23 protein-coding genes and 2 pseudogenes are annotated in these 24946 nt (G+C 44.0%); 10 read left to right on the top strand and 15 right to left on the bottom strand.

Going from position 1 to position 24946, the window contains the following annotated elements:
* Window position 1: 1 nt before the first annotated feature.
* On the bottom strand, window positions 2-1759 hold the full coding sequence (dnaB, locus tag RAM70_RS19730) for a replicative DNA helicase (RefSeq protein WP_045358878.1): 1758 nt from the start codon (window positions 1757-1759) through the stop codon (window positions 2-4).
* 411 nt (window positions 1760-2170) lie between these two features.
* On the opposite strand from dnaB, the gene cobM reads away from it, so the two are divergent.
* Window positions 2171-2959, top strand: a complete 789-nt coding sequence (cobM, locus tag RAM70_RS19735) for a precorrin-4 C(11)-methyltransferase (protein ID WP_045358872.1) — start codon at window positions 2171-2173, stop codon at window positions 2957-2959.
* Between the two features lie 135 nt (window positions 2960-3094).
* Window positions 3095-3253: a hypothetical protein gene (locus RAM70_RS19740; RefSeq protein WP_190381893.1), complete on the top strand. Its 159-nt coding sequence runs from the start codon at window positions 3095-3097 to the stop codon at window positions 3251-3253.
* 543 nt (window positions 3254-3796) lie between these two features.
* On the opposite strand, the pseudogene RAM70_RS19745 reads toward RAM70_RS19740, so the two are convergent.
* Together RAM70_RS19745 and RAM70_RS23035 are read right to left on the bottom strand one after the other, a co-directional pair.
* A pseudogene (locus RAM70_RS19745) lies at window positions 3797-4135 on the bottom strand (MBL fold metallo-hydrolase); the annotation flags it as partial.
* Window positions 4110-4244 (bottom strand): hypothetical protein, encoded by a 135-nt coding sequence (locus RAM70_RS23035; protein WP_376750895.1) that lies wholly within the window; start codon window positions 4242-4244, stop codon window positions 4110-4112. The pseudogene RAM70_RS19745 and the gene RAM70_RS23035, both read right to left, overlap by 26 nt.
* A gap of 131 nt (window positions 4245-4375) precedes the next feature.
* Between RAM70_RS23035 and RAM70_RS19750 the strand changes: the two genes are divergently transcribed.
* A complete protein-coding gene (locus RAM70_RS19750; protein WP_045358871.1) occupies window positions 4376-5605 on the top strand; it encodes a class I SAM-dependent methyltransferase in 1230 nt (409 codons plus the stop codon).
* Here the strand turns inward: RAM70_RS19750 and RAM70_RS19755 are convergent.
* The 5 genes from RAM70_RS19755 to RAM70_RS19775 all read right to left on the bottom strand — a co-directional run bounded on the left by RAM70_RS19755 (window position 5582) and on the right by RAM70_RS19775 (window position 10551).
* A complete protein-coding gene (locus RAM70_RS19755) occupies window positions 5582-6568 on the bottom strand; it encodes a DMT family transporter (RefSeq protein WP_045358869.1) in 987 nt (328 codons plus the stop codon). The two genes, RAM70_RS19750 and RAM70_RS19755, sit on opposite strands and share 24 nt — an antisense overlap.
* Before the next feature lie 67 nt (window positions 6569-6635).
* Window positions 6636-7679, bottom strand: a complete 1044-nt coding sequence (locus RAM70_RS19760; protein ID WP_312675250.1) for an AI-2E family transporter — start codon at window positions 7677-7679, stop codon at window positions 6636-6638.
* A 29-nt stretch (window positions 7680-7708) separates the two neighbouring features.
* Window positions 7709-8569, bottom strand: a complete 861-nt coding sequence (locus RAM70_RS19765; RefSeq protein ID WP_312675252.1) for a shikimate dehydrogenase — start codon at window positions 8567-8569, stop codon at window positions 7709-7711.
* A gap of 284 nt (window positions 8570-8853) precedes the next feature.
* Complete coding sequence (locus tag RAM70_RS19770) at window positions 8854-9231, bottom strand: hypothetical protein (RefSeq protein ID WP_052277890.1); 378 nt, start codon at window positions 9229-9231, stop codon at window positions 8854-8856.
* A 324-nt stretch (window positions 9232-9555) separates the two neighbouring features.
* Window positions 9556-10551, bottom strand: coding sequence for an amino acid ABC transporter permease (locus RAM70_RS19775; protein WP_045358864.1), 996 nt, complete (start codon window positions 10549-10551; stop codon window positions 9556-9558).
* 85 nt (window positions 10552-10636) lie between these two features.
* Between RAM70_RS19775 and RAM70_RS19780 the strand changes: the two genes are divergently transcribed.
* Window positions 10637-11152: a single-stranded DNA-binding protein gene (locus RAM70_RS19780; protein ID WP_312675256.1), complete on the top strand. Its 516-nt coding sequence runs from the start codon at window positions 10637-10639 to the stop codon at window positions 11150-11152.
* Between the two features lie 164 nt (window positions 11153-11316).
* On the opposite strand, the gene RAM70_RS19785 is transcribed toward RAM70_RS19780, so the two are convergent.
* From RAM70_RS19785 to RAM70_RS19795, 3 genes are read right to left on the bottom strand one after another with little or no spacing between them, the layout of a single operon-like run.
* Window positions 11317-11529 (bottom strand): hypothetical protein, encoded by a 213-nt coding sequence (locus tag RAM70_RS19785; RefSeq protein ID WP_002758270.1) that lies wholly within the window; start codon window positions 11527-11529, stop codon window positions 11317-11319.
* The gene (locus RAM70_RS19790) at window positions 11516-11731 is read right to left on the bottom strand and encodes a PIN domain-containing protein (protein WP_312675257.1); all 216 of its coding nucleotides are present in this window, start codon (window positions 11729-11731) and stop codon (window positions 11516-11518) included. The genes RAM70_RS19785 and RAM70_RS19790 overlap by 14 nt, the downstream gene beginning before the upstream one ends.
* Before the next feature lies 1 nt (window position 11732).
* On the bottom strand, window positions 11733-11906 hold the full coding sequence (locus RAM70_RS19795) for a hypothetical protein (RefSeq protein WP_172456625.1): 174 nt from the start codon (window positions 11904-11906) through the stop codon (window positions 11733-11735).
* A gap of 219 nt (window positions 11907-12125) precedes the next feature.
* Between RAM70_RS19795 and RAM70_RS19800 the strand changes: the two genes are divergently transcribed.
* From RAM70_RS19800 to RAM70_RS19810, 3 genes and pseudogenes are all read left to right on the top strand, one after another.
* A complete protein-coding gene (locus RAM70_RS19800) occupies window positions 12126-12566 on the top strand; it encodes an IS630 transposase-related protein (protein ID WP_312672026.1) in 441 nt (146 codons plus the stop codon).
* Window positions 12512-12997 (top strand): annotated as a pseudogene (locus RAM70_RS19805) (IS630 family transposase); the annotation flags it as partial. The gene RAM70_RS19800 and the pseudogene RAM70_RS19805, both read left to right, overlap by 55 nt.
* Window positions 12998-13255: 258 nt before the next feature.
* The gene (locus tag RAM70_RS19810) at window positions 13256-14056 is read left to right on the top strand and encodes a choice-of-anchor K domain-containing protein (RefSeq protein ID WP_312675260.1); all 801 of its coding nucleotides are present in this window, start codon (window positions 13256-13258) and stop codon (window positions 14054-14056) included.
* Between the two features lie 116 nt (window positions 14057-14172).
* Here the strand turns inward: RAM70_RS19810 and RAM70_RS19815 are convergent, their stop codons facing one another.
* Together RAM70_RS19815 and RAM70_RS19820 are read right to left on the bottom strand one after the other, a co-directional pair.
* The gene (locus tag RAM70_RS19815) at window positions 14173-15744 is read right to left on the bottom strand and encodes a Na+/H+ antiporter (RefSeq protein WP_024969892.1); all 1572 of its coding nucleotides are present in this window, start codon (window positions 15742-15744) and stop codon (window positions 14173-14175) included.
* 98 nt (window positions 15745-15842) lie between these two features.
* Complete coding sequence (locus RAM70_RS19820; RefSeq protein ID WP_312675261.1) at window positions 15843-17030, bottom strand: RNA-guided endonuclease InsQ/TnpB family protein; 1188 nt, start codon at window positions 17028-17030, stop codon at window positions 15843-15845.
* A 172-nt stretch (window positions 17031-17202) separates the two neighbouring features.
* Here RAM70_RS19820 and RAM70_RS19825 point away from each other — a divergent pair, with 172 nt between their 5' ends.
* Window positions 17203-17742 carry a DUF3038 domain-containing protein gene (locus RAM70_RS19825; protein WP_190381747.1) on the top strand — a complete coding sequence of 180 codons (540 nt, stop codon included), beginning with the start codon at window positions 17203-17205 and terminating at the stop codon, window positions 17740-17742.
* Window positions 17743-17929: 187 nt separating this feature from the next.
* Complete coding sequence (locus RAM70_RS19830; RefSeq protein WP_288000932.1) at window positions 17930-19267, top strand: DUF4335 domain-containing protein; 1338 nt, start codon at window positions 17930-17932, stop codon at window positions 19265-19267.
* 336 nt (window positions 19268-19603) lie between these two features.
* On the opposite strand, the gene RAM70_RS19835 is transcribed toward RAM70_RS19830, so the two are convergent.
* Together RAM70_RS19835 and lexA are read right to left on the bottom strand one after the other, a co-directional pair.
* Window positions 19604-19870 carry a TIGR02450 family Trp-rich protein gene (locus tag RAM70_RS19835; protein ID WP_002737176.1) on the bottom strand — a complete coding sequence of 89 codons (267 nt, stop codon included), beginning with the start codon at window positions 19868-19870 and terminating at the stop codon, window positions 19604-19606.
* Between the two features lie 129 nt (window positions 19871-19999).
* Complete coding sequence (lexA, locus tag RAM70_RS19840; protein WP_045358838.1) at window positions 20000-20614, bottom strand: transcriptional repressor LexA; 615 nt, start codon at window positions 20612-20614, stop codon at window positions 20000-20002.
* Between the two features lie 777 nt (window positions 20615-21391).
* Here lexA and nifJ point away from each other — a divergent pair.
* On the top strand, window positions 21392-24946 hold the full coding sequence (gene nifJ / locus RAM70_RS19845; protein ID WP_312675269.1) for a pyruvate:ferredoxin (flavodoxin) oxidoreductase: 3555 nt from the start codon (window positions 21392-21394) through the stop codon (window positions 24944-24946).

Genomic DNA, 24946 nt, shown 5'->3' on the forward strand with positions numbered 1-24946 from the left:
TTTAATAATTAGAGCGACTTTGTTTAAGATTGAGAAACTTGGTAAATTCCGGTTGAAAAAGTAGCTTAATTGTGCCGGTGGGACCGTTACGGTGTTTAGTAATAATTACTTCGGCCACACCTCGATCGGGACTATCGGGGTTATAATATTCATCTCGGTATAACATCATAATTAAATCCGCATCCTGTTCGATACTATTATGAACGATGATATTATTGGCAATAAAGTTATGCAGTTTATCTACTGTTAAATCATACACTTCTGTCTCTCCATCCGCTTGAATTGCCATAACTTCATCCCAATTAAAAGTTAGGTCTGAATTACTCAGAGAGCGAGGTAAAGCGATATAATTACCAATATTTAATTCATCTAATCTTTGCCAACCGTGGACAGTCAAAAACTTATGATTGGCTGTAGCTCTAATCGTGCAACCTAAACGAGTTGTTAATCGAAAAACTGGCTTAAATCCTGTGGAAAAGACTTTAGTTACCAGTGCTTTTTCTAATTTCATTGTTTCCTCATTAAGAGCAAAAACCGTAAAATTAGAGCAATTAACTAACTGACAAATTGGCACTTTAGCACGAGGATCTGCTAACTCAACTAAACTATCACCCGCTAAACATCCCGACTCGCGTAAATCGGACATCATCGGTCTTTTATTATTGCGAGATTCCACAGCGCGACTTAACTGAGAAAGGGCAATTACTGGAGCATGAATTTCTCTCGCTAAACCCTTAAGACTGCGGGTAATTTTAGAAATTTCCTGAACGCGATTATCACCTCCCCCTTCCATTAATTGCAGATAATCGATTAAAACTAAGCCCATTTGTCCCTTTTTTTCCGCCTGTAAACGCCGCACTTGGGAACGCATTTGAATTACACTTAAATTGGCACTGTCATCGATATATATGGGCAAATTTAATAACTTTTCTAGTCCCCCAAGAACCTTCTCTAAATCATTTTGTCCCAAACGGCCCGAGCGAATCCGATTACTTTCGATTTTAGCCTCATTCGATAACAAACGTTGGGCTAATTGTTCCTTGGACATCTCCAAACTAAAGACAGCCACAGGTAAATTCTGTTGAGCGATATTATAGGCAATATTAAGAGCAAAAGAAGTTTTTCCCATGGAAGGCCTACCCGCGATAATAACTAAATCCGAGGGTTGTAAACCACTGGTCATCGCATCGAGATCATAAAATTGAGTTTCGATACCGGGTAGAGTGGTCGTCTCCTGCATTTTCTCAATTTCATTAAAAGTTTCAATTAAAGTATCCCCCAGAAAAATTAAACCCTCCTGGGGTCGTTTTTGGGTGAGACGAAAAATCTTTTGTTCCGATTCATCGAAAACATTTTCTAATTCTAGCGTCGTATCCCTGGCTAACTCAATAATTTCTCCCCCGGTGGAAATTAACTGACGACGCATATATTTATCCATCACTAATTCAGCATAGCGATCGATGTTGGCAGCCGAAACAGTGCGCTCAATTAATTGTAACAATCGCGGCATTCCCCCGATTTCTTCCAACAGATGATTATCCTGTAACCAACTGCTAACCGTCATTAAATCCGTCGGTTTTCCCTTCCCTTGTAAAGCAAGCGCCGCACGATAAATATCTTGATGGGTTTTCACATAGAAAGCTTCTGGAATTAAAAAATCACTGATTCTACCTAACGCTTTTGGATCTAGTAAAATGCCACCTAAGATAGATTCTTCCGCTTCAATATTTTGGGGGGGGAGGGATTGATCGCTAATCATTATCAATGCTGACTGTGCTTTATCATTAATTATAGTCATTCACCCTAATTAGGGTCTGCTGAAAAAGTTTGTTGGTGGGGGCAGGGTGTGGGGTGTGGGGTGTGGGGTGTAGGGTTTTACCGATTTTGAGGTAGTCAGTTACCTAATTTTCAGGGAAAAAGTACCTGAATTTTACCCCCGATCCCTCCAATGGTCGGCACTTTTTGAGGAAAAAAAAGTCTAAAAGCCTTATCCAACAAGGTTTTTAGATTTATTCAGCAAGCCCTAATTAAATACAAATGTTCAGGTTAATGATAGGATTCAGTATTCAGGATTCAGGAGATTGTTTTTATTTATTCTCCCCACATCCCCACACCCCACACCCCACACCCCACACCCCACTTCCCACACCCCTTTTAAACAGGATTTAGTATGACTTTAATTGACTCCTCTCCTCTCCCCCCGGCCGTTTACTTTATTGGTGCAGGTCCTGGAGATCCAGAATTATTGACGGTAAAAGCCTATAAAATTCTCCAAAAAGCCGATGTTATCCTCTTTGCTGATTCCCTCGTCCCCAAACAGATTCTTGAGGATACTCGTCAAGATGCCGAGTTAATTCCCACCAGTAGCATCACCCTAGAGGAAATTATCCCTTTAATGATCGATCGCGTGCGTCGGGGTTTAGCGGTGGTGCGACTGCAATCGGGGGATTTAAGTCTTTATAGTGCCATCCAAGAACAAATTCATCTTTTGACAGCAGCAGATATCCCCTTTCAGCTAATCCCCGGAATTAGTGCCTTTCAAGGATTAGCGGCCAAATTGGCCCTAGAATTAACGATTCCTGAATTAGTCCAGACAATTATTCTAACCCGGGTGGAAGGGAAAGCCTCTCATATACCAGAAAGTGAAGAATTAGCCTCTTTAGCCGCTCATAAAGCCAGTTTATGCCTATATTTATCCGCCCGTCATATTGACAAAGCCCAGGAAAAACTCCTACGATACTACCAGCCAGAGCAACAGGTGGCCGTTTGTTACCGTCTCGGTTGGCCTGACGAAAAAATCTGGGTTGTCCCCCTGTCAGAGATGGCCCAATTAACCCATAGGGAAAATTTAACTAGAACTACCCTTTATCTAATTAGTCCCGCTTTAAACCAGATTACAGGAACTCGATCGCAACTTTATCACCCGCAACATTCCCATCTTTTCCGTCCTCATTCTTAGGTATTTTCTGGGAAATCTATCGAAAGAAATACCCGGTTTCTACCTAAAGTTAGATTTAAAGAGCGGCGATTTTGTTTAAGATTATTTCAGGAGGTAGGACGATTTTAAAAACGTTTAAAATTAGTCTGACAATCCATGCACAGCTGCCCTATTTGTTCGGGAATTACCCTTCGTCACCTTGTGGCTAGTCGTGCCTACTGGTATTGTCCTCACTGTCGTCAGGAGGTTCCTAACTTCCTCGATTGCTCCATTCCTCGCAGGGTAGAGCGAGTTAGAGCGGAAAAAACAGTCTAGATTTTCAAGTTGGTAGATGGCAATAAGACTTGTGGGATGTGTTAATTTTTAACCCATCCCACTTTTCCTATCTAGGGTTCGCTGAATAAATCTAAAAACCTTGTTGGATAATATCTTTCGGCTTTTTTGAAATCAAAAAGTACCAGCGATGGGAGTGATCGGGGGGAAAATTCAGGGACTTTTTCCCTGAAAATTAGGTAATTTACCAGATGAAAATGGGTAAAAGCCTACACCCTACACCCTCTTTCAAGTCAGGAGTCTGGGGAGTCAGGAGTCATACTAAATCCGTTGAGTATAGGCTACATATCAGGATAGGCACTCATGCAAGAGGCACTCATGCAAAGGGGAGAATAAATAATCAGTTTTTAATAACTGGATTTAGTATCAGGAGTTTCAGGCTTTGTTGCCCTCTTTTTTGTACCAGTTTATGTACTATAAGAAGGATAATGCCAGGTTTTTGAAGGTCCCAATCCTATTTTCGCAGCATGAACATCGGATTTTAACAGGTCAAAAGCCTTATTTTAAAAGGGGTTTTACCATTATTCAGCCAGCCCTAGCTACTTCTGATGGTGAACTTGTAGGAGGTACAAAGTTTTCCTTTTCGGCAGTTGATCCCTCCGGTCGCAGTTCGATCGAGAGGCCTTCCTGGGCGAGAATAGTTTCAGGGAAAATCTTTCTTGCTTCTTCCCCGATGCGATCGAGAAAATCGTCATTATGGGCGGGATCGTGATGAAATAGAACTAACTGCTTAACTTGCGCTGCCTGGGCGATTTTGACTGCCTGCTGCCAAGTGGAATGACCCCAACCCACCTTAGAATACTTAGGATCGTTGTATTCCTCATCGGTGTAGGTAGCATCAATAATCATGACATCCGCCGACTTGCATCTCCACACAGGAAGTATTACCACCATAACGAACGGTTTCTGAACCTGGACAGGGAATACTCCCCCGTACTCCCCAAAATTTGCTCTGGAAGCAATTGTAGGGCATATCAAAAGCTCCTCTACTGGTGCTGATGGGCTAATAGATCAGATTAGCACTCTTCTACAATTAAGTCTGTGACTTCATCCCTAACACAACGATCTATGATTAGAGGTGAGGATCGTCACTTTTGCAAGAGCATGGATTTACAGAAATTCTTAGAACAATTGCCTCAACAGTATCAGGATTGGGGATCGGCTTTAATGTCGCCTATTTCCGAGCAATTAACCATTTTAAGCCAAAAAACCGCCTCCTATCCCGATCGCAATCTCTTTCCCCTGCTCAATCTAGCCGTTGCCTGTCTGCAACCGGACGAGGTTTACTGTCAAGTGGGTTGTTTTCGTCGCGGTAGTTTAGCCGCCGCTTTCTGCGATAATAGCGATCGCTGCGGTTATGGCGTAGAAGCTTTTTTTAAATACGATCCATCGGGAGAAAAGCTAACTATATTATCTGAGGATTTGGAGGATTTTCAACTATCAGAACAGATATTTTTAAGCGATCAAGAAACGGAAAACTTTTTCGATGATCTCGAAGAATTAAACAGTGAAGAAAAGCTGGGAGTTTATTACTACGATGCCGCCGAAGACTATCGATCGCTCTTCATATCCCTACTTTTAGCCAAAAACTTCTGGTCTGATTCCGCTTTAATTATCATCAATAAATGTCAGCATCCTGCTCTCCAACAGGCAATAAAAGATTTTACTAAAACCCATCCCCAAGCCCAGATAATTTTAGATGATCAAGTCGCTAATCACGGTTTGCTTGGTTTCAAAAATATTTGTTTATTAGCTTGGAATGCTCCCCCGGAGATAACAGCGCTAAAATCCCCGAAAAAACTGGTTTTAAATGTGGGTTGTGGTCCCTATAATCCCGAAGCCTTACCCCAACTATTCCGCGATGGCAATTGGCAAGAAATTCGCCTCGATATCAATACTGCTGTTAACCCCGATATTTTAGGAACGATTACCGATTTAAGTGCCGTTCCCGATAACTCCGTCGATGCGGTTTTTTCTAGTCATAATTTAGAACATATTTATCATTACGAAGTTCCCATCGCCCTAGGGGAATTTAAACGCATTCTTAAACCTGAAGGCTTTTTGATGATCGTGGTTCCCGATATGCAAACTGCCGCCGAATTTGTCGCTAGAGGTGATATGGAAAATGAACCTTTATATATTTCTCCCGGAGGTCCGGTGCGCGCTTTATGGATGTTTTACGGCATGGGAACAGAAGTCCCCGGAATGCCCTATATGGCTCATAAAACTGGTTTTACCTCTCAAAATCTCAACCGGAAATTACAAGAAGCAAATTTTGCCAGAGTCGAGGTAATTCGGAGAGAATTTGAGTTAGTTGCTTTTGGGTATAAGTGAGGAAAGATTAGCAAAAATTGCCCGCAATTGTGGGGCGATTCTTTCCCTTTGATTGATTAAATAAATACTAACGAGGGTTAAAGATACCCCCACCCATTGCAATACACTTAACATCTCACCGAGAAATAAATTCCCGAAAGTGAGGGCAAAAACTGGAGTTAAAAAAGTTAAAGAACTTAAACTGGTTAAATTGCCCTTGGCGGCTAAATAAAAGAATACTCCGTATGCGATCGCACTACCAAAAATAGTGGCATAACTTAAAGCTAACCAACCATTTAAATCTATATTCTGCCATTGATGGGATTCGGTGAAGGCTGAAGCTAAAAATAGCGGCAATCCTCCTAAAATCATGTGCCATCCCGTGGCGCTGACGGGATCCGCATGACGACAGACAAACCGGATTAAGACTGTTCCCACTGCCATGGACAGGGAAGCCAAAAGCATGAGCATTTCGCCGCTATTTAGTAATTCCTGCCAGCTAAAGTCAATATTTACTGCTTTTTGTCCAAAAAAGTCATAAAACCATTGATCGGGCAAGCCGATTAAACTAATTCCCCCAATTCCTAAACCCAATCCCAACCATCCCCAGACACCGATAACTTCCTTAAATAGCCAACTGGACATTAAAGCCACCGCTAGAGGTTGGGAGTCAATAATTACCGATCCTAACCCCGCCCCGGTGCGATTTAATCCCAATGCCAGAAAACCTTGAAAAAGAGTGGCATCCATCAGAGCAAAAAGGGCAATCCATAACCATGCTTGCAGGGTTTTGGGCTGAGGACGACCTAAAAACCAAGCTACTATTAAAACTAACATTCCGGCGGGGACAAGGCGAATTCCCGCCATAAATAGGGGGGTGGTGTGGGGGATAACACCCTTCATCGCTACCATCGCTGTTCCCCAGAGAAAAAACGGTGAGATAAGTAAGAGGGGCGAGGATTTCTTTAAATCTAAGTTTTCCATAGGTAGCGATCGAGTTTTGTAGATAACAAATTTCCCTAATTGTATAGTAGAGACCGGGGATCGGCTCTTAATTATCTTGACTTTCTCCTAACTGATTTTCCTCTAAAGCTGTTATTGGTTTTTCTTCGCTCGATCCGATCCAGATCGCAATCATTCCGGCGATAGGTATGGAGAGAAAAACCCCTAATAATCCCGCAACTCTTTCGCCGATAAAGAGAGATAAAAATAAAATTACCGGGTTTAATTCTAGGGCATTGCCCATAACTTTAGGGCGAATAATATTATCTTGAATTTGCACCAAGACAACACAGACAATAAAAGCTTTAACGGCAATTGCTAGTCCCTGGGAGGTAAAAGTCAAGATAGTTACCAACAAAATGCCCAGGGTTGCCCCGATACCAGGGATAGCATCGATAACACCGAGAATGCTCGCTAAAATTAGCCCATATTTGATTCCTAATAGGGAAAAACTTAAGAAACTCGTCACCGATAAAAAGAGCATTAACAACAGTTGCCCGCGAATAAATCCCAGAAAACTTTGTCGAAAAGACTTGGCAAAACGCTCCCGGTATGCTAGGGGGAGAAGTTGCAAAAAACCTCGCCAAAGTTTATCACCATCGATGAGCATATAAACACTGATCACCGCCCCGAAAATGCCCGTAAAGACACTGGAAAAAACTCCCTGTACGATCGATAAACCCGTGGCTAAACCGGTTTGTAAGCTTCCCACCATTTTATTCAAATCTAACCGATCAAGAAAGTCTTGAAAGGGTAAAAAATCTTTTTGACTAAGGGCATCGGTAAGATTGAATAGTAGTCCTCTCCCCTGATTAACCGCTTCTAATCCTATGCCTGTGACTAATCTAAATAGGAGGATAAAAGCTACTAGGGTGGTAATAGCAATGGCTAGTCCTCTCGGTAGATAACGGGATAACCAAACCACGGGATAATTTAATAGAGCGGCCAGGACTGCCGAACCGGTAAAAATAGCGATCATCCCGTAGAAATAGTTAATTAAGACAATCAGACTCCAGCCACAGCCAAATAATAATAGATAGCGCACTAGAATCGAGTTATTCAGAGTTTTCCAAAAGGAGCTAGAAGGGGGCATAAATAAAGCTAGAAATAGGATTTTAGCATTTAGAATTGTTTTAACAAAGCTTCCCGCATGACCGAGACGGGGACGGGTTGACCTAACCAGATTTCTAACGCAATCGCTCCCTGATTAACTAACATTTCTAGCCCATCAATAATTCTGATCCCTCTAGTCTGGGCTAACCGGAGAAATTTGGTCGGTCGGGGATTATAAATCAGATCGTATGCGATCGCCGATGGGGGTAAAAGGTCTAATAATTCTAACTCAACAGGGGATTGTTCGCCCTGGGGGGACATTCCGATCGGGGTAGAATTAATCAGGAGTTCTGTGGTGGATACCAGCCCCTCTAATTCGTCCCAGCTATGCACTTCTAGGAGGTCATAGAGGCTTGTATTCGCCCAACTTTCTTTAAAAGGATCTAATTTCCTTTGATTGCGTCCTACCACATGAATTTTGCCACAGCCCAACTGGGCGCAAGCCACCACTACCGCCCGGGCAGCGCCGCCATTGCCTAAAATAACTGGATTCACCCGACTCCAATCTTTGTCAAGGGATTTCAAGGGTGCGAGAAAGCCATCCACATCGGTATTCGTTCCCCGCCAGCCAGTTTCCGTGCGCCAAACGGTGTTAACTGCGCCCACTAGCCTGGCTTTCTCGGTAATTTGCGATAATAAGGGAATAATTGCTAATTTATGGGGAATTGTGACGCTAAAACCCTCTAGATCGATGGCGGCCAAGCCAGCGATCGCAGTTGCTAAATTTTTCGGGGCGATCGGTAGGGGAAGATAGACATAATTTAGCCCCAAGGCATCGATAGCGGCATTGTGCATGGGGGGAGAAAGAGTATGGCCGATAGGATCGCCGATTACGCCTAATAACTTGGTTTTTCCGTTAATAATGGTCATAAAAAAGGTGGGCTTTCCCCACCAAAGTTTGATATCAAGGGTGGCCAATGCTCACCTTACTATACTAGGGTTTGCTGAAAAAGTTTTTCCTGGGGGCAGGGTGTAGGGTGTGGGGTGTGGGGTGTAGGGTTTTACCGATTTTGAGGGGGTCAATTACCTAATTTTCAGGGAAAAAGTCCAGGGATTTTTCCCCCGATCACTCCCAGATCCATTACTTTTTGATGGCCAAAAGGTCTAAAAGTTTTACCCAACAAGGTTTTTAGATTTATTCAGCAAACCCTATACTATTTCTTGATTTCGCGGGCCATTTTCAGGAAAGGATTGATATTGTCATCGTTAGCGCGACGAACGTTATCATTAGCGCCGTTAGCCTTACTATTAGCCTCGGAAGTCGCCGATTTTGCCACAATCCCGTTATCGGTGACTTTGCTGACTTCCATAGAAGAAATCTGTTTAATCGATTCGCCACCCTTCTTATTCGAGGCAGTTTTCGGGAAAGTACGTCGGATCGTGATCGGTGTCCGCATAAAGTCGATATTACCGAGAGTTTTAGCGTCATCGGGTTCCAAGTAAAAAGCCTCTTTCGGTTCCGGTGCGCTCATATCCATCGGTTCATCGACGTATTTCGTCTTATTGCCAAACAGGCCAAAGAATCCAGCCATTTTCTCGCTCTCCTAAATAAATATATCTACCATAAATTGCTGCTCATTGTTAAATAATATCAATATTTATGACAAAAAGCCAGGTAGGGTGTGCTGAATAAGTCTGTTGGTGGGGTTAGTAGCCGGTCATCAGGAGACAGGAGACGGGAGACAGGAGATTATTTCTATTTATTCTTCCGACACCCCACACCCCACACCCTACACCCCACACCCCACACCCCACACCCCACACCCCACACCCCACACCCCACACCCCACACCCCACACCCCACTTCCCCATCACCCCATCACCCCACACCCCACACCCCACACCCCACACCCCAATCAACGCTGTTCTAACCTACGACTGGCTAGGGACATAGAATAACAGAAAATCCAGTAAATAAAAGCCAAAAATAGATAAACCTCTGGATAATCGCCGATAAATTTCGGATTAGCTAAAACAGAGCCTGCCATACCCAAGAGGTCCACCAGTCCCACGATCGCCAGTAGAGAAGTATCCTTAAATAAACTGATAAATTGACCAACAATAGCGGGAATGACCGCTTTTAAAGCTTGGGGTAGAACGATCAATAATAAAACGAAAATCGGTTTTAAACCCAAAGCTTTGGCCGCTTCAATTTGACCCTTGGGAATCGCTTGTAAACCACCGCGGACATTTTCGGCCAGATAGGCTGCTGCAAAAAGGGTAAATCCGGCGATCGCTCTGATCACCCGTTCTGGTCTCGTCCCGGCGGGTAAAATTAAGGGTAACATCACCTGGGCCATGAATAAAATTCCCAACAAAGGTAAACCGCGCAATAATTCGATATAACCAATAGATAGCCAACGAATTGCCGGTAATTCACTCTGTCTCCCCAGGGCTAATAATACCCCCAAGGGGAAAGATAAAATCATACTGGCGATCGCTACTAATAAAGTTAAGATTAAACCACTGAGATCATCGAGGGGAATGGCCTTTAAAAATAATCCTCCCAATAGTAACCAAGCGATTAAAGGTAAAGTCAATAACCAGAGCAATCCCCACCAGCGTTGGAGAAAAGCGGGGCAATTGGGGAAGCGACCCCGGGTTAATTGCCAAGAAAACAGCGATAAAGCCGCAAGTATCGTTAAAATCAGCCAAATCCGCCATATTGACTGGTCTGGATAACGACCGACCACAAATAAACCGAGATTTTCCGTCACTACAGCCCATTTTGCCCCATTTATCGCCCAATCGAGAAAACTTAAACCACCCCAGAGGCTGAGAAATAGACCCGCAAGGGTTAAGATGACGTTGTACCAAGTGTTAAAGAGATTTTTTCTTAACCAGAGTCCCATAAAATTCCCTAACCTCTACAGTGGTGATCCTTGTACTTATTCAGTACAATGGTGCTATTAGAAAAATTCAGACTGATTTTCGACCATGAACAGTTGCATTTTAATGGCTAAAATTGTCCGTCGTCCCGAATTACGTTATACCCAAGATAATCAAACTCCCTACGCTCAAATGTTAGTCGAGTTTTCTCCCAATCGTGCCGAGGCAACCCCGACTAATTTAAGGGCCGTAGCTTGGGGAAATTTAGCCTCAGAAGTCGCTCAGAACTATAATGAAGGCGATCAAGTAATTTTGGAAGGTCGTCTCTCCATGCAGATGATCGATCGTCCCGAAGGTTTTAAGGAAAAACGGGCCGAATTAGTCATTAGTCATCTCTATCATCTTGACGGCAGCATGAGTAGCGGTGAAATGGCAGCCCCGACTCCAGAAAAAGTCGTGCCAATCAATACCCACAAATCGAATAAAACTGAGGTGGAAAAACCCGTCGCACCTGTCTCCACCGGGGACTTTGAATACGACGCATCCTATGAACTTTCTAATCCTTCCGCTTGGCAACCCAGCGACACATCGGTGGAGGAAAATTTAGACGATATTCCTTTCTAATCACCCCGACAGAATTAATGGCTCTTCTCGATTTTGTCTGATAATTTTTGCCTATGGAATCGTGAAATGCTGATCAGGCAAGACTTTAAGCACTATTTTGACGGATATTCTATCAGTATAGACCTCGTTTCCACACAGAAACCAGAAGAGCCAGTTCTTGCCTTCTAACCCCCTAACTCCCCACCATTGATACTTTTCTTTTGTTGAACGTAGCTCTGAAAATCGGCGAGGGTCAGTTCATCTAACCACTGGTGTCGCTCGGCGGTGTAATCGCCATGGCCGACTTCCAATTGTTGCAGGAAGCGGAGCATTCCCACCACCCCTAAAGAGTCAACTAAAGCTTGATATCCTTGTTTTCTCAGTTCAGCTAATTTCATTGCCATCCTCCTTTGACACTCCCATCGCTAAAAGCGAGGGATTCTCTACCGTTACCTTAATTGAATCTCTATATTGTTGAGCTTTTCGCAGCAGCCTGTCATCGGTGGTCAGGAAAATATCAGCGCCCCCCGCTTCAGCAAAAGCCAGATGTAAGGCATCATAAAACTTAAAACCCAGTTGGGAGGTACGGAGTAGGGGCAATTCATGAATTGCCCCTACTGGCGATGGGCGTTTCCCTCGATACCATCCAACGGGCAGCTTCTACAGTAGCTTCTTGCCAAAATTCGGCATCAGTAGCAGCTATATCTGAATAATCTATATCAGAATCTTTCATCTGACCAAGGAGCTTTAATTGTTCCTCTCTCGACATACTCATAATAAATAATCACCTAAGTAGGTAGGCGTTAAAAATCATCAGATCCCCCCGCCTATCGGCACCCCCCTTATCAAGGGGGGCAGGGGGGATCGAACCTAAAATCCATTTTTAATTTAATTATAACCAGCTACTTAACAATGTTAGCGAAATTTTGAACCCTATAGCAAAGAGCGGGATAGTTAGGACATAATAGAGAAAAAGAAATGAGGAGAAGCTTTCATGGCAGCACCCTATAGTGATGATTTAAGACAGAAAGCAGTGAGTGCCGTAGAGCGAGGGGAGAAAAAAAGCCATGTCTGTCGCACCCTCAATATTAGTCGTAATACATTAGACCTATGGCTGAAACGGAAGAAACAAACTGGGACGGTGGCCGCTAAAACTAACTATCGTCGAGGGCCGAAGCCCAAAATTGACGATTTAGAAGCCTTTCAAAAGTTGGCCGAACAATATGGGCATTTGACCCAAGAAAAAATGGCGCAAAAATGGGCTAACCCAGTCAGTAGGATGAGAATTGGTCAAGCGCTCAAAAGAATTGGATTTACTAGAAAAAAAAAACTTATGGCTACAGAGAAAGAGATGAAGAAGCCCGAAAAGAGTTTCTCCAAAAAATCAGAGGTTATGCCCCGGAAAGATTTGTCTATATTGATGAAGCTGGAATAGATAACACCATCGATTATCCTTATGGATATTGTCACAAATCAGAAAGATTTGAGGCTTTAAAGTTAGGTCACTGTAGCGAACGAGTTAGTGTGATCAGCGGTTGGTGGCGTGGTTCCACGATCGCGCCAATGGTGTTTGAGGGGTACTGTAATACAGAGTTGGTGTGTGAGTGGATAGAACAATTGCTATTACCCGAACTACTACCCGGTCAAATTATCATCATTGATAACGCCAGTTTTCATCCCAAAGAGAGAATCAAAAAATTGTTAGCTAAAGCGGGATGTGAAGTGCTATTTTTACCCGCCTATTCTCCAGACCTCAACAAAATTGAAAAGTTCTGGGCTAGATTGAAAAACTATGTTAGTCAGATTATCAATGATAGTGAAAACCTTGTGGATGCTGTGAGTAAAGCCTTCAGGCATCTGTCCTAACTAACTCGTTCTATGCCATATTACCGAATCTGACACACCGCGCCACAATCCCTCACGGAAGGCGATCGGTCGCCTGAGAAGCAGTAAAACAGGGGAAAATACCTGAAACTCTTTCCCCTATGAATCCCTAAGCTAGGGAGAAGAATATAAAGATTTATTAAATTGTAGCTTAGGATACAGTTGTGGGGGGGGGAGTGTGTATGCTGGCTTCAAGTTGTCCTTAACGGAGTGTCGCCATTAACGGAGTGTGTAAATTACATGAGTGTCGCAAAGCAATATTCTATCAAGCAGACCATTTTTAAGCAGCTTTTATTTCTGCTCCCTTCTTTTCTTGCTTGGAGCAATTTACCAGCAAATAGCCAACCCGTAGGTTCTGGAGTGACGAACGGTGTTTTTAATAGCTTAGACTTAATTGGTGCTCCTGACATTACTTATCCAGATGTCAATGGAATTGGTACTAATCAACTTAATTTTAGTTTTCCCAGTTTCGATCCCAACTTTTTTAAATTCGATGGAACATCTTTTGAGAATGTTCAAGTTGGACAAACTTTTGTCTTAGGAACACTTAGCTATAAAAATGGACTTGGTTTTGTTGGTGGTCACACCTCAGAACTAGCAGTTTCTAGTAGTTCGTCCACCACCACTCCATTTGATTTTAATCAGATTTTGACTGAACAGATCAGATTAGAGCTAACCCCCAATTTTCTTCTGGTCGATGGAGTGATTTTTGATGCGACTCCTGAACAGCAAGCTGATATCTTATATTTTCCTAATAGACCAGAGTTAGGAAGCTTTCGTATTTATGAAAATTCCACTGGTACTGTGGAAGTTTTAGGAAGATTTGGTTCACTTCAGTTGGCAGGTTTTGGGAATGCTATATCAGGGGGTTTTGTTGATCCAACCATTGATCCTATTCCGACTGCTCCTGCTGTTTCCGTTCCTGAATCCAGAAATATAGCTGGCTTACTTGCGATTAGTATTGTGGGTGCAGCCTCAACCCTCAAGCGCAAACTAAAACCCTCCCAATCCACCGAAAAAGAAACCACAAAAGTCTCCTAAAATCCCCCATAAAACCCCACAAAAACCCCTTCATTAATTGCAGGGGTTTTTGTCATAAAACCCAGTCGTTGATCGTTAGGAGAATTGAGATTGATTGTATATACCCCAAAATAGTCCTACTGTTCACTAATTTTACTTTCAGCGAGAATTTCTTGGAGGACGGGGGATAAATTGCTAGTTAAACGGCCGGATCGAATAAATTCAGCGTAGGTATCAGCTTCGATATCTAGGAGGGTTTCCCGAAGTTGTTCCATTGTCAATAGCTGTAATTGGGGATAACTATCGTTGAGAGATTGTATTTCCGCTTCTACGGTCTTTAACTTTTCTTTGACGAGATGCTGCTCATAACTAAAGAATTCGGGGGCAACATCGGGAGATTTATCTAACTTAGAAAGATAGTCTAAAACTCTTTTTAAAGCTACCCGTCGGGCTAAAAGTTCCGCATAGTTTTCTCGAATTGGTTGATCGCCGATCAAGTCTAATCTCGATAGGAAAGTTTGAATAGTTAATCCTTGAACCAAAAGGGTAAAGAGAACAACTCCGAAGACGATATCGATGATATCCTGACGATTGGGAAAAATAACCGGCACACTTAAAGCTAGGGCAATAGAAACGGAACCGCGCAAACCTCCCCACCATAAAACCGTTTTTTCTCGCCAATTAATTTTAGTTTCCATCAAGGCATTACTAACAGTTGCCAAAGCAAAGGTAGCCAGAAAACGGGCCGCTACCACAGCGGCGATCGTGATAAAAATTAAATTGAGATTATCGGCTAAACTGGAGAGACGAATCTGATCGCCGATGAGGAGAAAAACGATCGAATTGACAAAAAAAGCAAGAAACTCCCAGAATTCCGTGACTAATAGTCTGGTACGGGGACTCATACTGATTCTAGAGCCAAAATTACCCAAAATAATCCCCGTAGTCACCACTCCGATTACCCCCGAACCCCCGAACTCCTCGGTTAATAGATAAGCACCGTAGGCGGACACAAGAGTTAAAGACTGTTCCACTAGGGGTAAATCGAGACGCTGAGTCAGATAGGAAATACCAAAACCCACTAAACAACCCACTGCCACCCCGATACCGATAAAAGCGGCAATCCGGCTAATGGTTGTCTCTAAGGATAGACCACTAGCACCGAGGGGAATTTCCACCAAAAGAGCGAAAGCGACGACAGCGACCCCATCATTAAATAAGCTTTCCCCTTCCAAAAGCACGGTGAGCTTTTTACTCGCCCCTAATTCGCGAAAAAGAGCGACAACAGCGACGGGATCCGTAGAAGAAAGGCTCGCACCCACTAATAAGGCCGTAAATAGGGGTAAATTGGTCAATTCATCGAGGGTAAAACCAACCCCGAAAATCGAGATAATTACGCCGACAATGGCGAAAAGACTGACGGGAATCCAATTATCCTTCAGATCTCGCCAGCGGGTATTCCAAGCGGCTTCAAATAGCAAAGGGGGCAGAAAAATTTCTAGAATCAGTTCGGGGGATAGGTTCACCAGACGGATATCGATGAAAGCTAAACCTAAACCGACTATCACTAACAATAGGGTGTAAGGAATTTGGCGAAACCAGCTAAAAATCCTCGAAACCGTGGCCACACTCAAGGAAACGGACAAAACAATTAGAAATTGTTCTAAATTTTGCTTAATGACTTCATCGGTAGCGGATTCTAAACTCATTGGGTGGGAGGCAATCGGTGAGCGGACGTGCAAGAAAAGAACAATCTCAATTATTTTGACATCCTCGCCGCCGTAAAACGGACGGCGATTCCCAAACCTCACGATTTAGGTTTCTGCTTCTTTCCCGAAGGATTTTTCGCACCTGCCGCCCCAGTTTTACTCTGTTCTGGTCTTATGGTCGCTCCACAGACTGACACCGCAAGCCCTGCGGCCAAAATATTTTTACTGGCGTTAATGTCTCGGTCATGGTGAGTCCCACAGTTCGGACAGTCCCACTCTCGAACATTTAACGGCAGCTTTTTCACAATATACCCACAATTACTGCACCGTTTAGAACTGGGAAAACATCTATCTATTTCGATGTAATTTTTCCCGTACCAACGGCATTTATAGGCTAATTGTCGGGTGATTTCTCCCCAGCTTACATCAGATATTGCCTGAGATAATTTCGGGTTTTTGACCATATTCTTAACGGCTAAATTCTCAACCACAATCGTTTGGTTTTCACGAACTAATTGAGTGGTTAGCTTGTGTAAATGGTCTTTCCTGCTATCGGTGATTTGAGCGTGAATTTTGGCTACTTTGATTTTTGCCTTTTCTCGATTCTTTGAGTCTTTCTGTTTTCTAGAAAGATTTTTCGATGCTCTTCGCAACCTCTGATAATGTTTCTTAAAATGCTTAGGATTAGATACTTTATCGCCATCGCTGGTAATCACGAGGCTACTAATTCCTAAGTCAATTCCAATGGCTTTATCTGTTACTGGTAGAGGCTTAATCGTTGGGTCATCAAATCTTATTGAGATATGCCAACGTCCAGAAGGATGTAATCTGACCGTTACTGTACTTGGTTCACATCCGTCTGGTATTTGTCTTGACCATCGAATAGGTAAAGGTTCTGTGCATTTAGCTAAATAGATTTGTCTGTCTTTGAATTTAAAAGCAGACTTAGTAAATTCGGCACTTCCTCCTTGATGTTTTTTCTTAAAGTTAGGATACTTAGTACGACCAGCAAAGAAATTAGTAAAAGCTGTTTGTAGGTGTCTTAAACCTTGTTGTAAAGGAACACAGCTAACCCCATTCAAGAAGTCTAATTCTTCTTGTTTTTTCCACTCAGTCAACATCGAAGAAGTTTCAGCATATCCTACTCTTTCTTGTCTTTCGTACCAAGCTTGTGTTCTGAGATGGAGAGCTTTATTGTAAACTAATCTTACACAGCCCAAGGTGCGCCGCAATAGCGACTCTTGTTCTGCTGTGGGGTAAAATCGAAACGAATAGGCTTTCTCCATATCTCACATTCTAGCATATATCGTGTAAATGCGCTAGTATTTCATAGTAAAGCCGTCCTTTGAGAACGGGGTTTCAGAGCCAAAATTGGCGATGACACTTTAGAACCAGTGATTTTTTCTCCTAAACCCAAGTTTTTCTGCTGGCAATTCCTTATTATCTATGTCCTTGACTATGCCTCAGTCTGCCGAGTCCTCCACGGGTGAGGATTTACCCCTAGCTATCTCACCCAGTAACGAGCAGTTAGAGAGTATTAATAGCTATTTAAACCTGATTTTGGCATCTTTAGTCTCTCTAGCTAATTTAGACTCTGAGTCTATCACCCAAGCAGCCCAGGAATTAGCCTTAGATGCGGATACAAGCGATCGCCTAGTTGCCTACTACTGGCAACCCCAGTCAAACCTCTCCCTAGCGGACATCCGTTCTCTAGTTCTCCTCCTCTGTCATCTAGCCCAAAAAAAGCAAGAGTTAATCCGTCGCGCTGTAATTCTTTTGGAACAAGTGGGGACTCAAGGAGAAGAACCGGTCAAAACCACGCTTTTGGGCAATTATATCGATAATTTTCGCTTAAAATACCCAGAAATATCGGAAAATAATCTCAGCGATTCTAGCCTGACTTCCCTAGCCTGGAAATTATTAATCGATTTATTGTTCTACAGCAGCCCCCGCAGTCATCTCCTTCTCTGGCACACCCTTTTGGCAAGTAAAAAGTAAAAAGGCTATCAGTTATCAGTTATCAGTTATCAGTTATCAGATATAAGTTATCAGATGTAAGTTTTCAGATGTAAGTTTTCAGTTCACCGATTACTGTTTACTGTTTACTGATCACTGAAAAAAAGCTTCCCAGTTCATAATTCATAATTCATAATTCATAATTTATAATTCCCACCGATAACTAAAAATGAGTAATCTAATTCGCAAATATACACCCCCCACCTGTACCCTAGAAATTTGGGGAAATAGTTCGCCCCTAGCGGTTTGGCTGGGTAAAAATGTCTTAAACGATGCCCACTTTCAATTGCGCTTTGATGATCCTAGATTGAGTGAGGAAAAACAGGTGACGATCAAAGGCGATCGCACACAATTACAACTCCTAGGGGAAATTGTCGCTAATTATGTGCAGAATTTACTCTCTAGTCCCGTTTCTACCCTCTCTTTCGTGGCTAGTGGTTCCCCCGAAAGTCATCTCCCCTCCTTGCCTTCTCTCCGTTGTCAGGGACTTCTCCAGCATCAATTATTTTTAGGTTCCCTGCTAACCGATCAGGATCAACAGGAGATCGAATTAACCACATCGCAATTATTCGATCTAGCCAATGCTTTAGGGGAATATAACCATGAAATCCCCCTAATACCCCCATTAATTCGCCAGAAAACTCGAAAAAATGTCCTGATCTGGACGGGATTAATCGCTTCGGCCCTAATAACTATCGGGGGAATAGCGATCGCATTTTATCAACAGCAAGAGGCGGTCAACAATGATTTAAGCACCGATCCCAATAGTGCCAAGATTCCCCAACCCTTGCCAACGCTGCCTTTACCCCCGACGGGAACGGCCGCCCCCAACCCGCAGTTACCGGCAAATTTGGGCAATAAAACCCCTTTACCGCCACCGCCGCCCGTGGCAACCGTTCCAGTCCCAGTGCGCCCCTCTAGCGTCCCCCTAGTGATTCCGCCGTCCACTTTACCGCCGCCACCAGTCACAGGTTCGCGTCCCGGCGGTACGGCGATCGTAATTGAACCGGATAATCAGAAAATCCCGATTACTGCCCCCCCCGTCACCGGTGATCAGGGTACAAATGCACTGGCAAATGTTCCCCCCACCACGATGAATCCGACTCCAGCACCGCCAAAATTGCCAGATTTACCGCCTATAAGCCCTATTAACCCCGAAAATGTCAATTTAAACCCTAAACCGCCCACAAGCACTGCTAAAGCCCCAGAGACGAATTTACTAGATACAATTCCCCAAGTGGCAGAAACCAGAGAATATTTTCAATCCCGTTGGCAACCGCCGGAAAGTCTCAAGCATACTCTAGAGTACCGTTTGGTCTTAAATCAGGATGGTTCCCTAAAACAGATTATTCCCCTGGGACAGGCGGCGAAAATCTATCTCGATCGCACTAATATGCCCCTGCTCAATCAACCTTTCGTTTCTCCCCTCGATATCCCCGGTAATCCCCAATTGCGTCTGGTGCTTGGTTCCGATGGTACGGTGCGGACTTTTATGGAACAGCAATAGGCTGTACTGCATTTAAGTAGCTGGTTATAATTAAATTAAAAATTGATTTTAGGTTCGATCCCCCCTTAATCCCCCCTTAATAAGGGGGGCATCTGATAATTTTTAACGCCTACCTACTTAATTAGGGTCTGCTGAATAAATCTAAAAACCTTGTTGGATAAGACTTTTGGACTTTTTTCCCCTCAAAAAGTGCCAGCCATTGCGGGGATCGGGGGAAAATTCAGGTACTTTTTCCCTGAAAATTAGGTAGTTGACCACCTCAAAACTGGTAAAACCCCACACCCCACACCCCACACCCCACACCCTGCCACCACCGAAAAGCTTTTTCAGCAAACCCTAATTAACAATAATCTCGTCGGCGCTGTCGGGTTGGTTCATTTCCGTTAGGGTTTGCCAACCTGATTGCCAGAGATTCGCATCTTGCAACTGTTTAGCATTAATCCAGAAGCGGACAGTCGGATCGCAGGAAGCGACTAATTCGGCAAAAACCCATTGACCGCGATTTTGACGATTGACCACTTGAAAATGTCGCCAGCCCCATGTTTTTTGTTTTGCCGTCCATTTTGATCCCAAGAGATGGGGATACTTCTGTTTTTTGGGCATAAAAGTTAAGACACCTGAGTTCGGGATAGGCTAAAACCCTTATATTATCCTAGTTTGCCAACCCGATTCTTTACCTGGAGCCAAGGAGAGGAAAAATTATCGGGGCGCTTAAGTGCGCCCCAGTTTTGGCTAATAACCGCGCCAAACACCAACCAAAACCCCTTGTACTTGTACTTGTTCGGTATTGGCTGTAATTGGTTGATATTTTTGATTGGAGGGTTGGAGAGTGATGATTTCTCCTTCTTGGTAGAAACGTTTTAAAGTAGTGCCGTGGCCTTCGACTCTGGCGGCGACGATTTCCCCATTGGACACCGCTTCATTACCCGTCAGAGAACGCATAATCACTAGATCCCCATCGGCAATATGATCCTCGATCATACTGTCTCCGGAAACGCGCAGGGCATAACAGTCTTGACTGCGTTGCAACAGGTTAGAAAGATCGAGTTTTTCTTCCTCATCGGTGAAGGGTTCCACTAAACCACCAGCAGCGATCACGCCTAGAACCGGTAAACCTTGCACTGGTTGTTTGAGAATCCGCAGGGTGCGTGCTTTTCCTTCTGTCCAATCAATATAGCCTTTGGCCCGTAAACGTTCTAAACGGCTTTGAATCGGTGCGGGAGAGCGTAAATTCATCGCTCGCATCATTTGCCGGATAGAAGGGGCGTGTTGTGTAGTGCGAATGTACTCAATTAGCCAGTCGTACAACTCCTGTTGCGCTTGAGTAAGGGATTCGAGGTTAGTCATGATCTATTTTCCTATCCTTGCGTGTAAGATAATTTGTACTTTAGTTCATTTGTGTTCAACCTAGTACATCTTAACTTCATCGGCCGACTAAATCAACTGGTTATTGAGACCGCTGGCAAAAATCAAAAATTGTCCTGGTCGGTTAGGAGATAGGAGACAGGAGACTCCGAGACTCCGAGACAGCTTTTATGTATTCTCCCTTCTCCCCACTTCATAATTAATAATTCATAATTCCTTCTCCCTTCTCATAGACAGTCTTAACGAGTAATTTAGATAGTCAACAGCTTATCTTCTGACCTAGCACTTTTTTAAAAAAAGTATTATTAATTTTTAAGTAGTCGGACATAAATTCTGTTGTCTATCTTAAGAAATGTAAATTGCCGCAATTCTTCCTGACTCCTGACTCCTGACTCCTGACTCCTGACTCCTGACTCCTTACCCCACCCACAGTTAACTTTACTTTTGTCCAACTACTTATATATCAATTCTCAACATTAATTAATCCCAGTATCGGTTGCTGGCAAACTCAGCAGCGTATTAAGAAAAAATAACGAATTGCTAGAAAGCCAAGAATCTGGATAATGATCGAGGTGGAGACAGAAAAATTGCTCTACTTAAGCCTGTCTGCCGTAAGCGTCCAATAGTAGATAGGGAGTCAAAAGCGACGCTCAAAGAAAATCCTTCGGTTGTCAGGGAAACGAGAGGATATTTAGTGCGAAATTGAGCCGTAAAAAAACTTAAAATCCCGACAAATATCGTAAAAACTAAGGGGAACACATGACCACAAAAACCTATGCAACCATAGATGGTAACGAAGCTGTTGCACGCGTTGCCTATCGTCTCAGTGAAGTAATCGCTATTTATCCTATCACTCCCTCCTCGCCTATGGGTGAATGGTCCGATAGTTGGGCAGCCGAACGCAGAGCTAATCTCTGGGGAACCATTCCTTCCGTAATCGAAATGCAGAGCGAAGGTGGGGCAGCGGGAACCCTGCACGGAGCGCTACAAACAGGCTCTTTAACTACTACTTTCACTTCCTCCCAGGGATTATTATTAATGCTCCCCAACTTCTACAAAATTGCGGGGGAATTAACCTCTTCAGTAGTCCATGTGGCAGCCCGTGCTTTAGCAGCCCAAGGATTGTCAATTTTTGGAGATCATAGTGATGTCATGTCTGCCAGAAGTACGGGTTGGGCTATGTTAGCGGCTAATTCCGTTCAAGAAGCTCAAGATCTGGCGGCTATTGCCACAGCTACCACCCTAGAAACGCGGATTCCTTTTCTGCACTTTTTTGATGGTTTTCGTACCAGTCATGAGGTGCAAAAAGTCGAATTAATTAGCGATGAAACTCTCAAAGAACTGATCGATGAAGATCTAATTATTGCCCATCGTCAAAGGGCTTTAACTCCCGATCGACCGGTTTTACGAGGCACGGCACAAAATCCCGATGTTTATTTCCAGGCAAGGGAAAGCGTCAATCCTTTCTATTATGCTTGTCCCGATATCACTCAAAAAATTATGGATCGTTTTGCCCAATTAACAGGACGGCAATACCATCTTTATGAATACCACGGTGCGCCCGATGCCGAAAGAGTGATTATTTTAATGGGATCGGGAGCGGAAGCCGTCCATGAAACCGTGGATTATCTCAATCAAAATGGGGCGAAAGTTGGGGTTTTAAAAGTTCGTCTCTATCGTCCCTTTGCCGCCGAAAAATTACTGGCAGCTTTGCCAGCCACGGTGAAAAAAATAGCCGTTTTAGATCGCTGTAAAGAACCCGGTGCCGGGGGCGATCCGCTATATTTAGACGTGGTAAATGCCTTTATGGAAGAGTACGAAGGCAAGCTGCCGAAAATTGTGGGAGGACGCTACGGTTTATCTTCCAAAGAATTTACTCCGGCCATGGTTGCCGGTATATTTGATAACTTAAGTCTCGACAAACCGAAAAATCACTTCACTATTGGGATCGTTGATGATCTCACCTTTTCCAGTCTGGAATATGACCGCAGTTTTTCCACTGAACCGGACGAAGTAGTGCGGGCGGTTTTCTACGGTTTAGGTTCCGATGGTACGGTGGGAGCTAACAAAAATTCAATTAAAATTATCGGTGAAGATACTGATAATTATGCCCAGGGTTATTTCGTTTACGATTCCAAAAAATCTGGGTCTGTCACCGTTTCTCACCTACGCTTTGGCCCCCATCCGATTCGCTCTACCTATTTAATCACCGATGCTAACTTTATCGCCTGTCATCAGTGGGAATTTATCGAACAATTTGACCTGCTAGAAACCGCTAAATCGAACTCAATTTTTCTCCTGAATAGTCCCTATCCACCGGAGGAGGTGTTTAGTCACTTACCCCGCCATCTCCAGCAAACTATCATCGACAAAAATCTGCAAGTTTATACGATTAATGCCACTCAAGTGGCCAAAGAAGCGGGGATGGGCAGCCGGATTAATACCGTTATGCAGGTGTGTTTCTTTGCCCTAGCGGGAGTTTTGTCTCGGGAAGACGCGATCGCACAAATCAAAAAAGCCATCCGCAAGACCTACGGCAAGAAAGGCGAAGAAATCGTGCAGATGAACATCAAAGCTGTGGATTCTGCCCTAGAACACCTCTATCAAGTCCCAATTCCCGCCACTGTCACCCCTGAAGCTTTTGAATTAAGACCACCGATTCCCGACAACGCACCCACTTTCGTCCAAGAAGTCCTCGGCAAAATTATCGCCCGTCACGGGGATGAATTGCCCGTTAGCGCCCTTCCCAACGATGGGACCTATCCCACCGCCACTAGCCAATGGGAAAAACGCAATATTGCCCAAGAAATCCCCGTTTGGGATGCGGATGTCTGTGTTCAATGCGGTAAATGCGTTCTTGTTTGTCCCCACGCCGTTATTCGCTCGAAAGTCTATGATGAGGCCGAATTAGCCACGGCCCCGGAAACCTTTAAAGTCGCTAATGCCAAGGATCACGACTGGAAAGGGCTAAAATTCACCATCCAAGTGGCCGCCGAAGATTGTACCGGTTGCGGTCTCTGTGTTGATGTTTGCCCCGCTAAAAACAAATCGCAACCACGTCTAAGAGCGATTAATATGGCTCCCCAATTGCCCCTGCGGGAACAGGAACGAGTTAACTGGGATTTCTTCCTTAATTTGCCTAATCCAGACCGATTAAGCTTAAATCTCAATAAAATTAACCATCAGCAAATGCAGGAGCCTCTCTTTGAGTTTTCCGGCGCTTGTGCCGGTTGTGGTGAGACTCCCTACGTTAAATTAGTCAGTCAGCTATTTGGCGATCGCATGATAGTGGCTAATGCTACCGGTTGTTCATCTATCTACGGAGGTAATTTACCGACAACACCCTGGGCAGTTAACGCCGAAGGTCGCGGTCCGGCCTGGTCGAATTCCCTCTTTGAAGATAATGCCGAATTTGGCTTAGGATTCCGAGTTTCCATCGATAAACAGGCAGAATTTGCCGCAGAACTCTTAGGAACCCTCGCTAGTGAAATCGGAGAAAGTCTAGCGGCAGATATTCTCAATTGTCACCAAGTCGATGAAGCGGAAATTTACGAACAACGGCATCGGGTAGAGGCCCTAAAATCCCGTTTAGGGCAATTAACCCCGACCACGCAGGTGAAAATGTTGTTATCCGTGGCCGATTATCTGGTCAAGAAAAGCGTCTGGATTGTCGGGGGTGACGGTTGGGCCTACGACATCGGTTATGGTGGTTTAGATCACGTTTTAGCCAGTGGTCGCAATGTGAATATTTTGGTCATGGATACGGAAGTTTACTCGAATACGGGCGGCCAGGCCTCGAAAGCTACTCCTCGCGCCGCCGTAGCTAAATTTGCTTCTGGTGGCAAACCAGGACCGAAAAAAGACCTCGGTTTAATGGCCATGACCTACGGTAACGTCTATGTGGCCAGCGTGGCTATGGGGGCAAAAAACGAGCAAACTATCAAAGCTTTCCTAGAAGCGGAAGCTTACAACGGGCCATCGTTAATTATCGCCTATTCTCACTGTATTGCTCACGGGATCAACATGACCACCGCCATGAACCATCAAAAAGAAGTGGTGGAAAGCGGTCGCTGGTTAATGTACCGTTATCATCCCGATTTAGCTAAAGAAGGCAAAAATCCCCTGCAATTGGACAGCCGTGCGCCTAAACTTACCGTAGCGCAAACTCTCTACTCGGAGAATCGCTTTAAGATGTTGGCCACCAGTAAGCCGGAGGAAGCTAAACGTCTGCTCAAAGAAGCACAGGCAGATGTGGATACGCGCTGGCAAATGTATCAGTATTTAGCAGCAAAAGGTACAGGAGGCAAGGAATAG

It is taken from the genome of Microcystis wesenbergii NRERC-220 (assembly GCF_032027425.1).
Taxonomy (GTDB): domain Bacteria; phylum Cyanobacteriota; class Cyanobacteriia; order Cyanobacteriales; family Microcystaceae; genus Microcystis; species Microcystis wesenbergii_A.

Bases quoted from the DNA above. Each gene is read 5' to 3' on its own strand.
- RAM70_RS19765 (WP_312675252.1), bottom strand. From the start codon at position 8,569: ATGACCATTATTAACGGAAAAACCAAGTTATTAGGCGTAATCGGCGAT.
- RAM70_RS19815 (WP_024969892.1), bottom strand. From the start codon at position 15,744: ATGAGTTTAGAATCCGCTACCGATGAAGTCATTAAGCAAAATTTAGAA.
- RAM70_RS19820 (WP_312675261.1), bottom strand. From the start codon at position 17,030: ATGGAGAAAGCCTATTCGTTTCGATTTTACCCCACAGCAGAACAAGAG.
- cobM (WP_045358872.1), top strand. From the start codon at position 2,171: ATGACTTTAATTGACTCCTCTCCTCTCCCCCCGGCCGTTTACTTTATT.
- RAM70_RS19755 (WP_045358869.1), bottom strand. From the start codon at position 6,568: ATGGAAAACTTAGATTTAAAGAAATCCTCGCCCCTCTTACTTATCTCA.
- RAM70_RS19740 (WP_190381893.1), top strand. From the start codon at position 3,095: ATGCACAGCTGCCCTATTTGTTCGGGAATTACCCTTCGTCACCTTGTG.
- RAM70_RS19800 (WP_312672026.1), top strand. From the start codon at position 12,126: ATGGCAGCACCCTATAGTGATGATTTAAGACAGAAAGCAGTGAGTGCC.
- dnaB (WP_045358878.1), bottom strand. From the start codon at position 1,759: ATGATTAGCGATCAATCCCTCCCCCCCCAAAATATTGAAGCGGAAGAA.
- RAM70_RS19770 (WP_052277890.1), bottom strand. From the start codon at position 9,231: ATGGCTGGATTCTTTGGCCTGTTTGGCAATAAGACGAAATACGTCGAT.
- RAM70_RS19810 (WP_312675260.1), top strand. From the start codon at position 13,256: ATGAGTGTCGCAAAGCAATATTCTATCAAGCAGACCATTTTTAAGCAG.
- RAM70_RS19785 (WP_002758270.1), bottom strand. From the start codon at position 11,529: ATGAAATTAGCTGAACTGAGAAAACAAGGATATCAAGCTTTAGTTGAC.
- RAM70_RS19835 (WP_002737176.1), bottom strand. From the start codon at position 19,870: ATGCCCAAAAAACAGAAGTATCCCCATCTCTTGGGATCAAAATGGACG.
- nifJ (WP_312675269.1), top strand. From the start codon at position 21,392: ATGACCACAAAAACCTATGCAACCATAGATGGTAACGAAGCTGTTGCA.
- RAM70_RS19780 (WP_312675256.1), top strand. From the start codon at position 10,637: ATGAACAGTTGCATTTTAATGGCTAAAATTGTCCGTCGTCCCGAATTA.
- RAM70_RS19775 (WP_045358864.1), bottom strand. From the start codon at position 10,551: ATGGGACTCTGGTTAAGAAAAAATCTCTTTAACACTTGGTACAACGTC.
- RAM70_RS19760 (WP_312675250.1), bottom strand. From the start codon at position 7,679: ATGCCCCCTTCTAGCTCCTTTTGGAAAACTCTGAATAACTCGATTCTA.
- RAM70_RS19795 (WP_172456625.1), bottom strand. From the start codon at position 11,906: ATGAGTATGTCGAGAGAGGAACAATTAAAGCTCCTTGGTCAGATGAAA.
- RAM70_RS23035 (WP_376750895.1), bottom strand. From the start codon at position 4,244: ATGCCCTACAATTGCTTCCAGAGCAAATTTTGGGGAGTACGGGGGAGT.
- RAM70_RS19830 (WP_288000932.1), top strand. From the start codon at position 17,930: ATGAGTAATCTAATTCGCAAATATACACCCCCCACCTGTACCCTAGAA.
- lexA (WP_045358838.1), bottom strand. From the start codon at position 20,614: ATGACTAACCTCGAATCCCTTACTCAAGCGCAACAGGAGTTGTACGAC.
- RAM70_RS19750 (WP_045358871.1), top strand. From the start codon at position 4,376: ATGGATTTACAGAAATTCTTAGAACAATTGCCTCAACAGTATCAGGAT.
- RAM70_RS19825 (WP_190381747.1), top strand. From the start codon at position 17,203: ATGCCTCAGTCTGCCGAGTCCTCCACGGGTGAGGATTTACCCCTAGCT.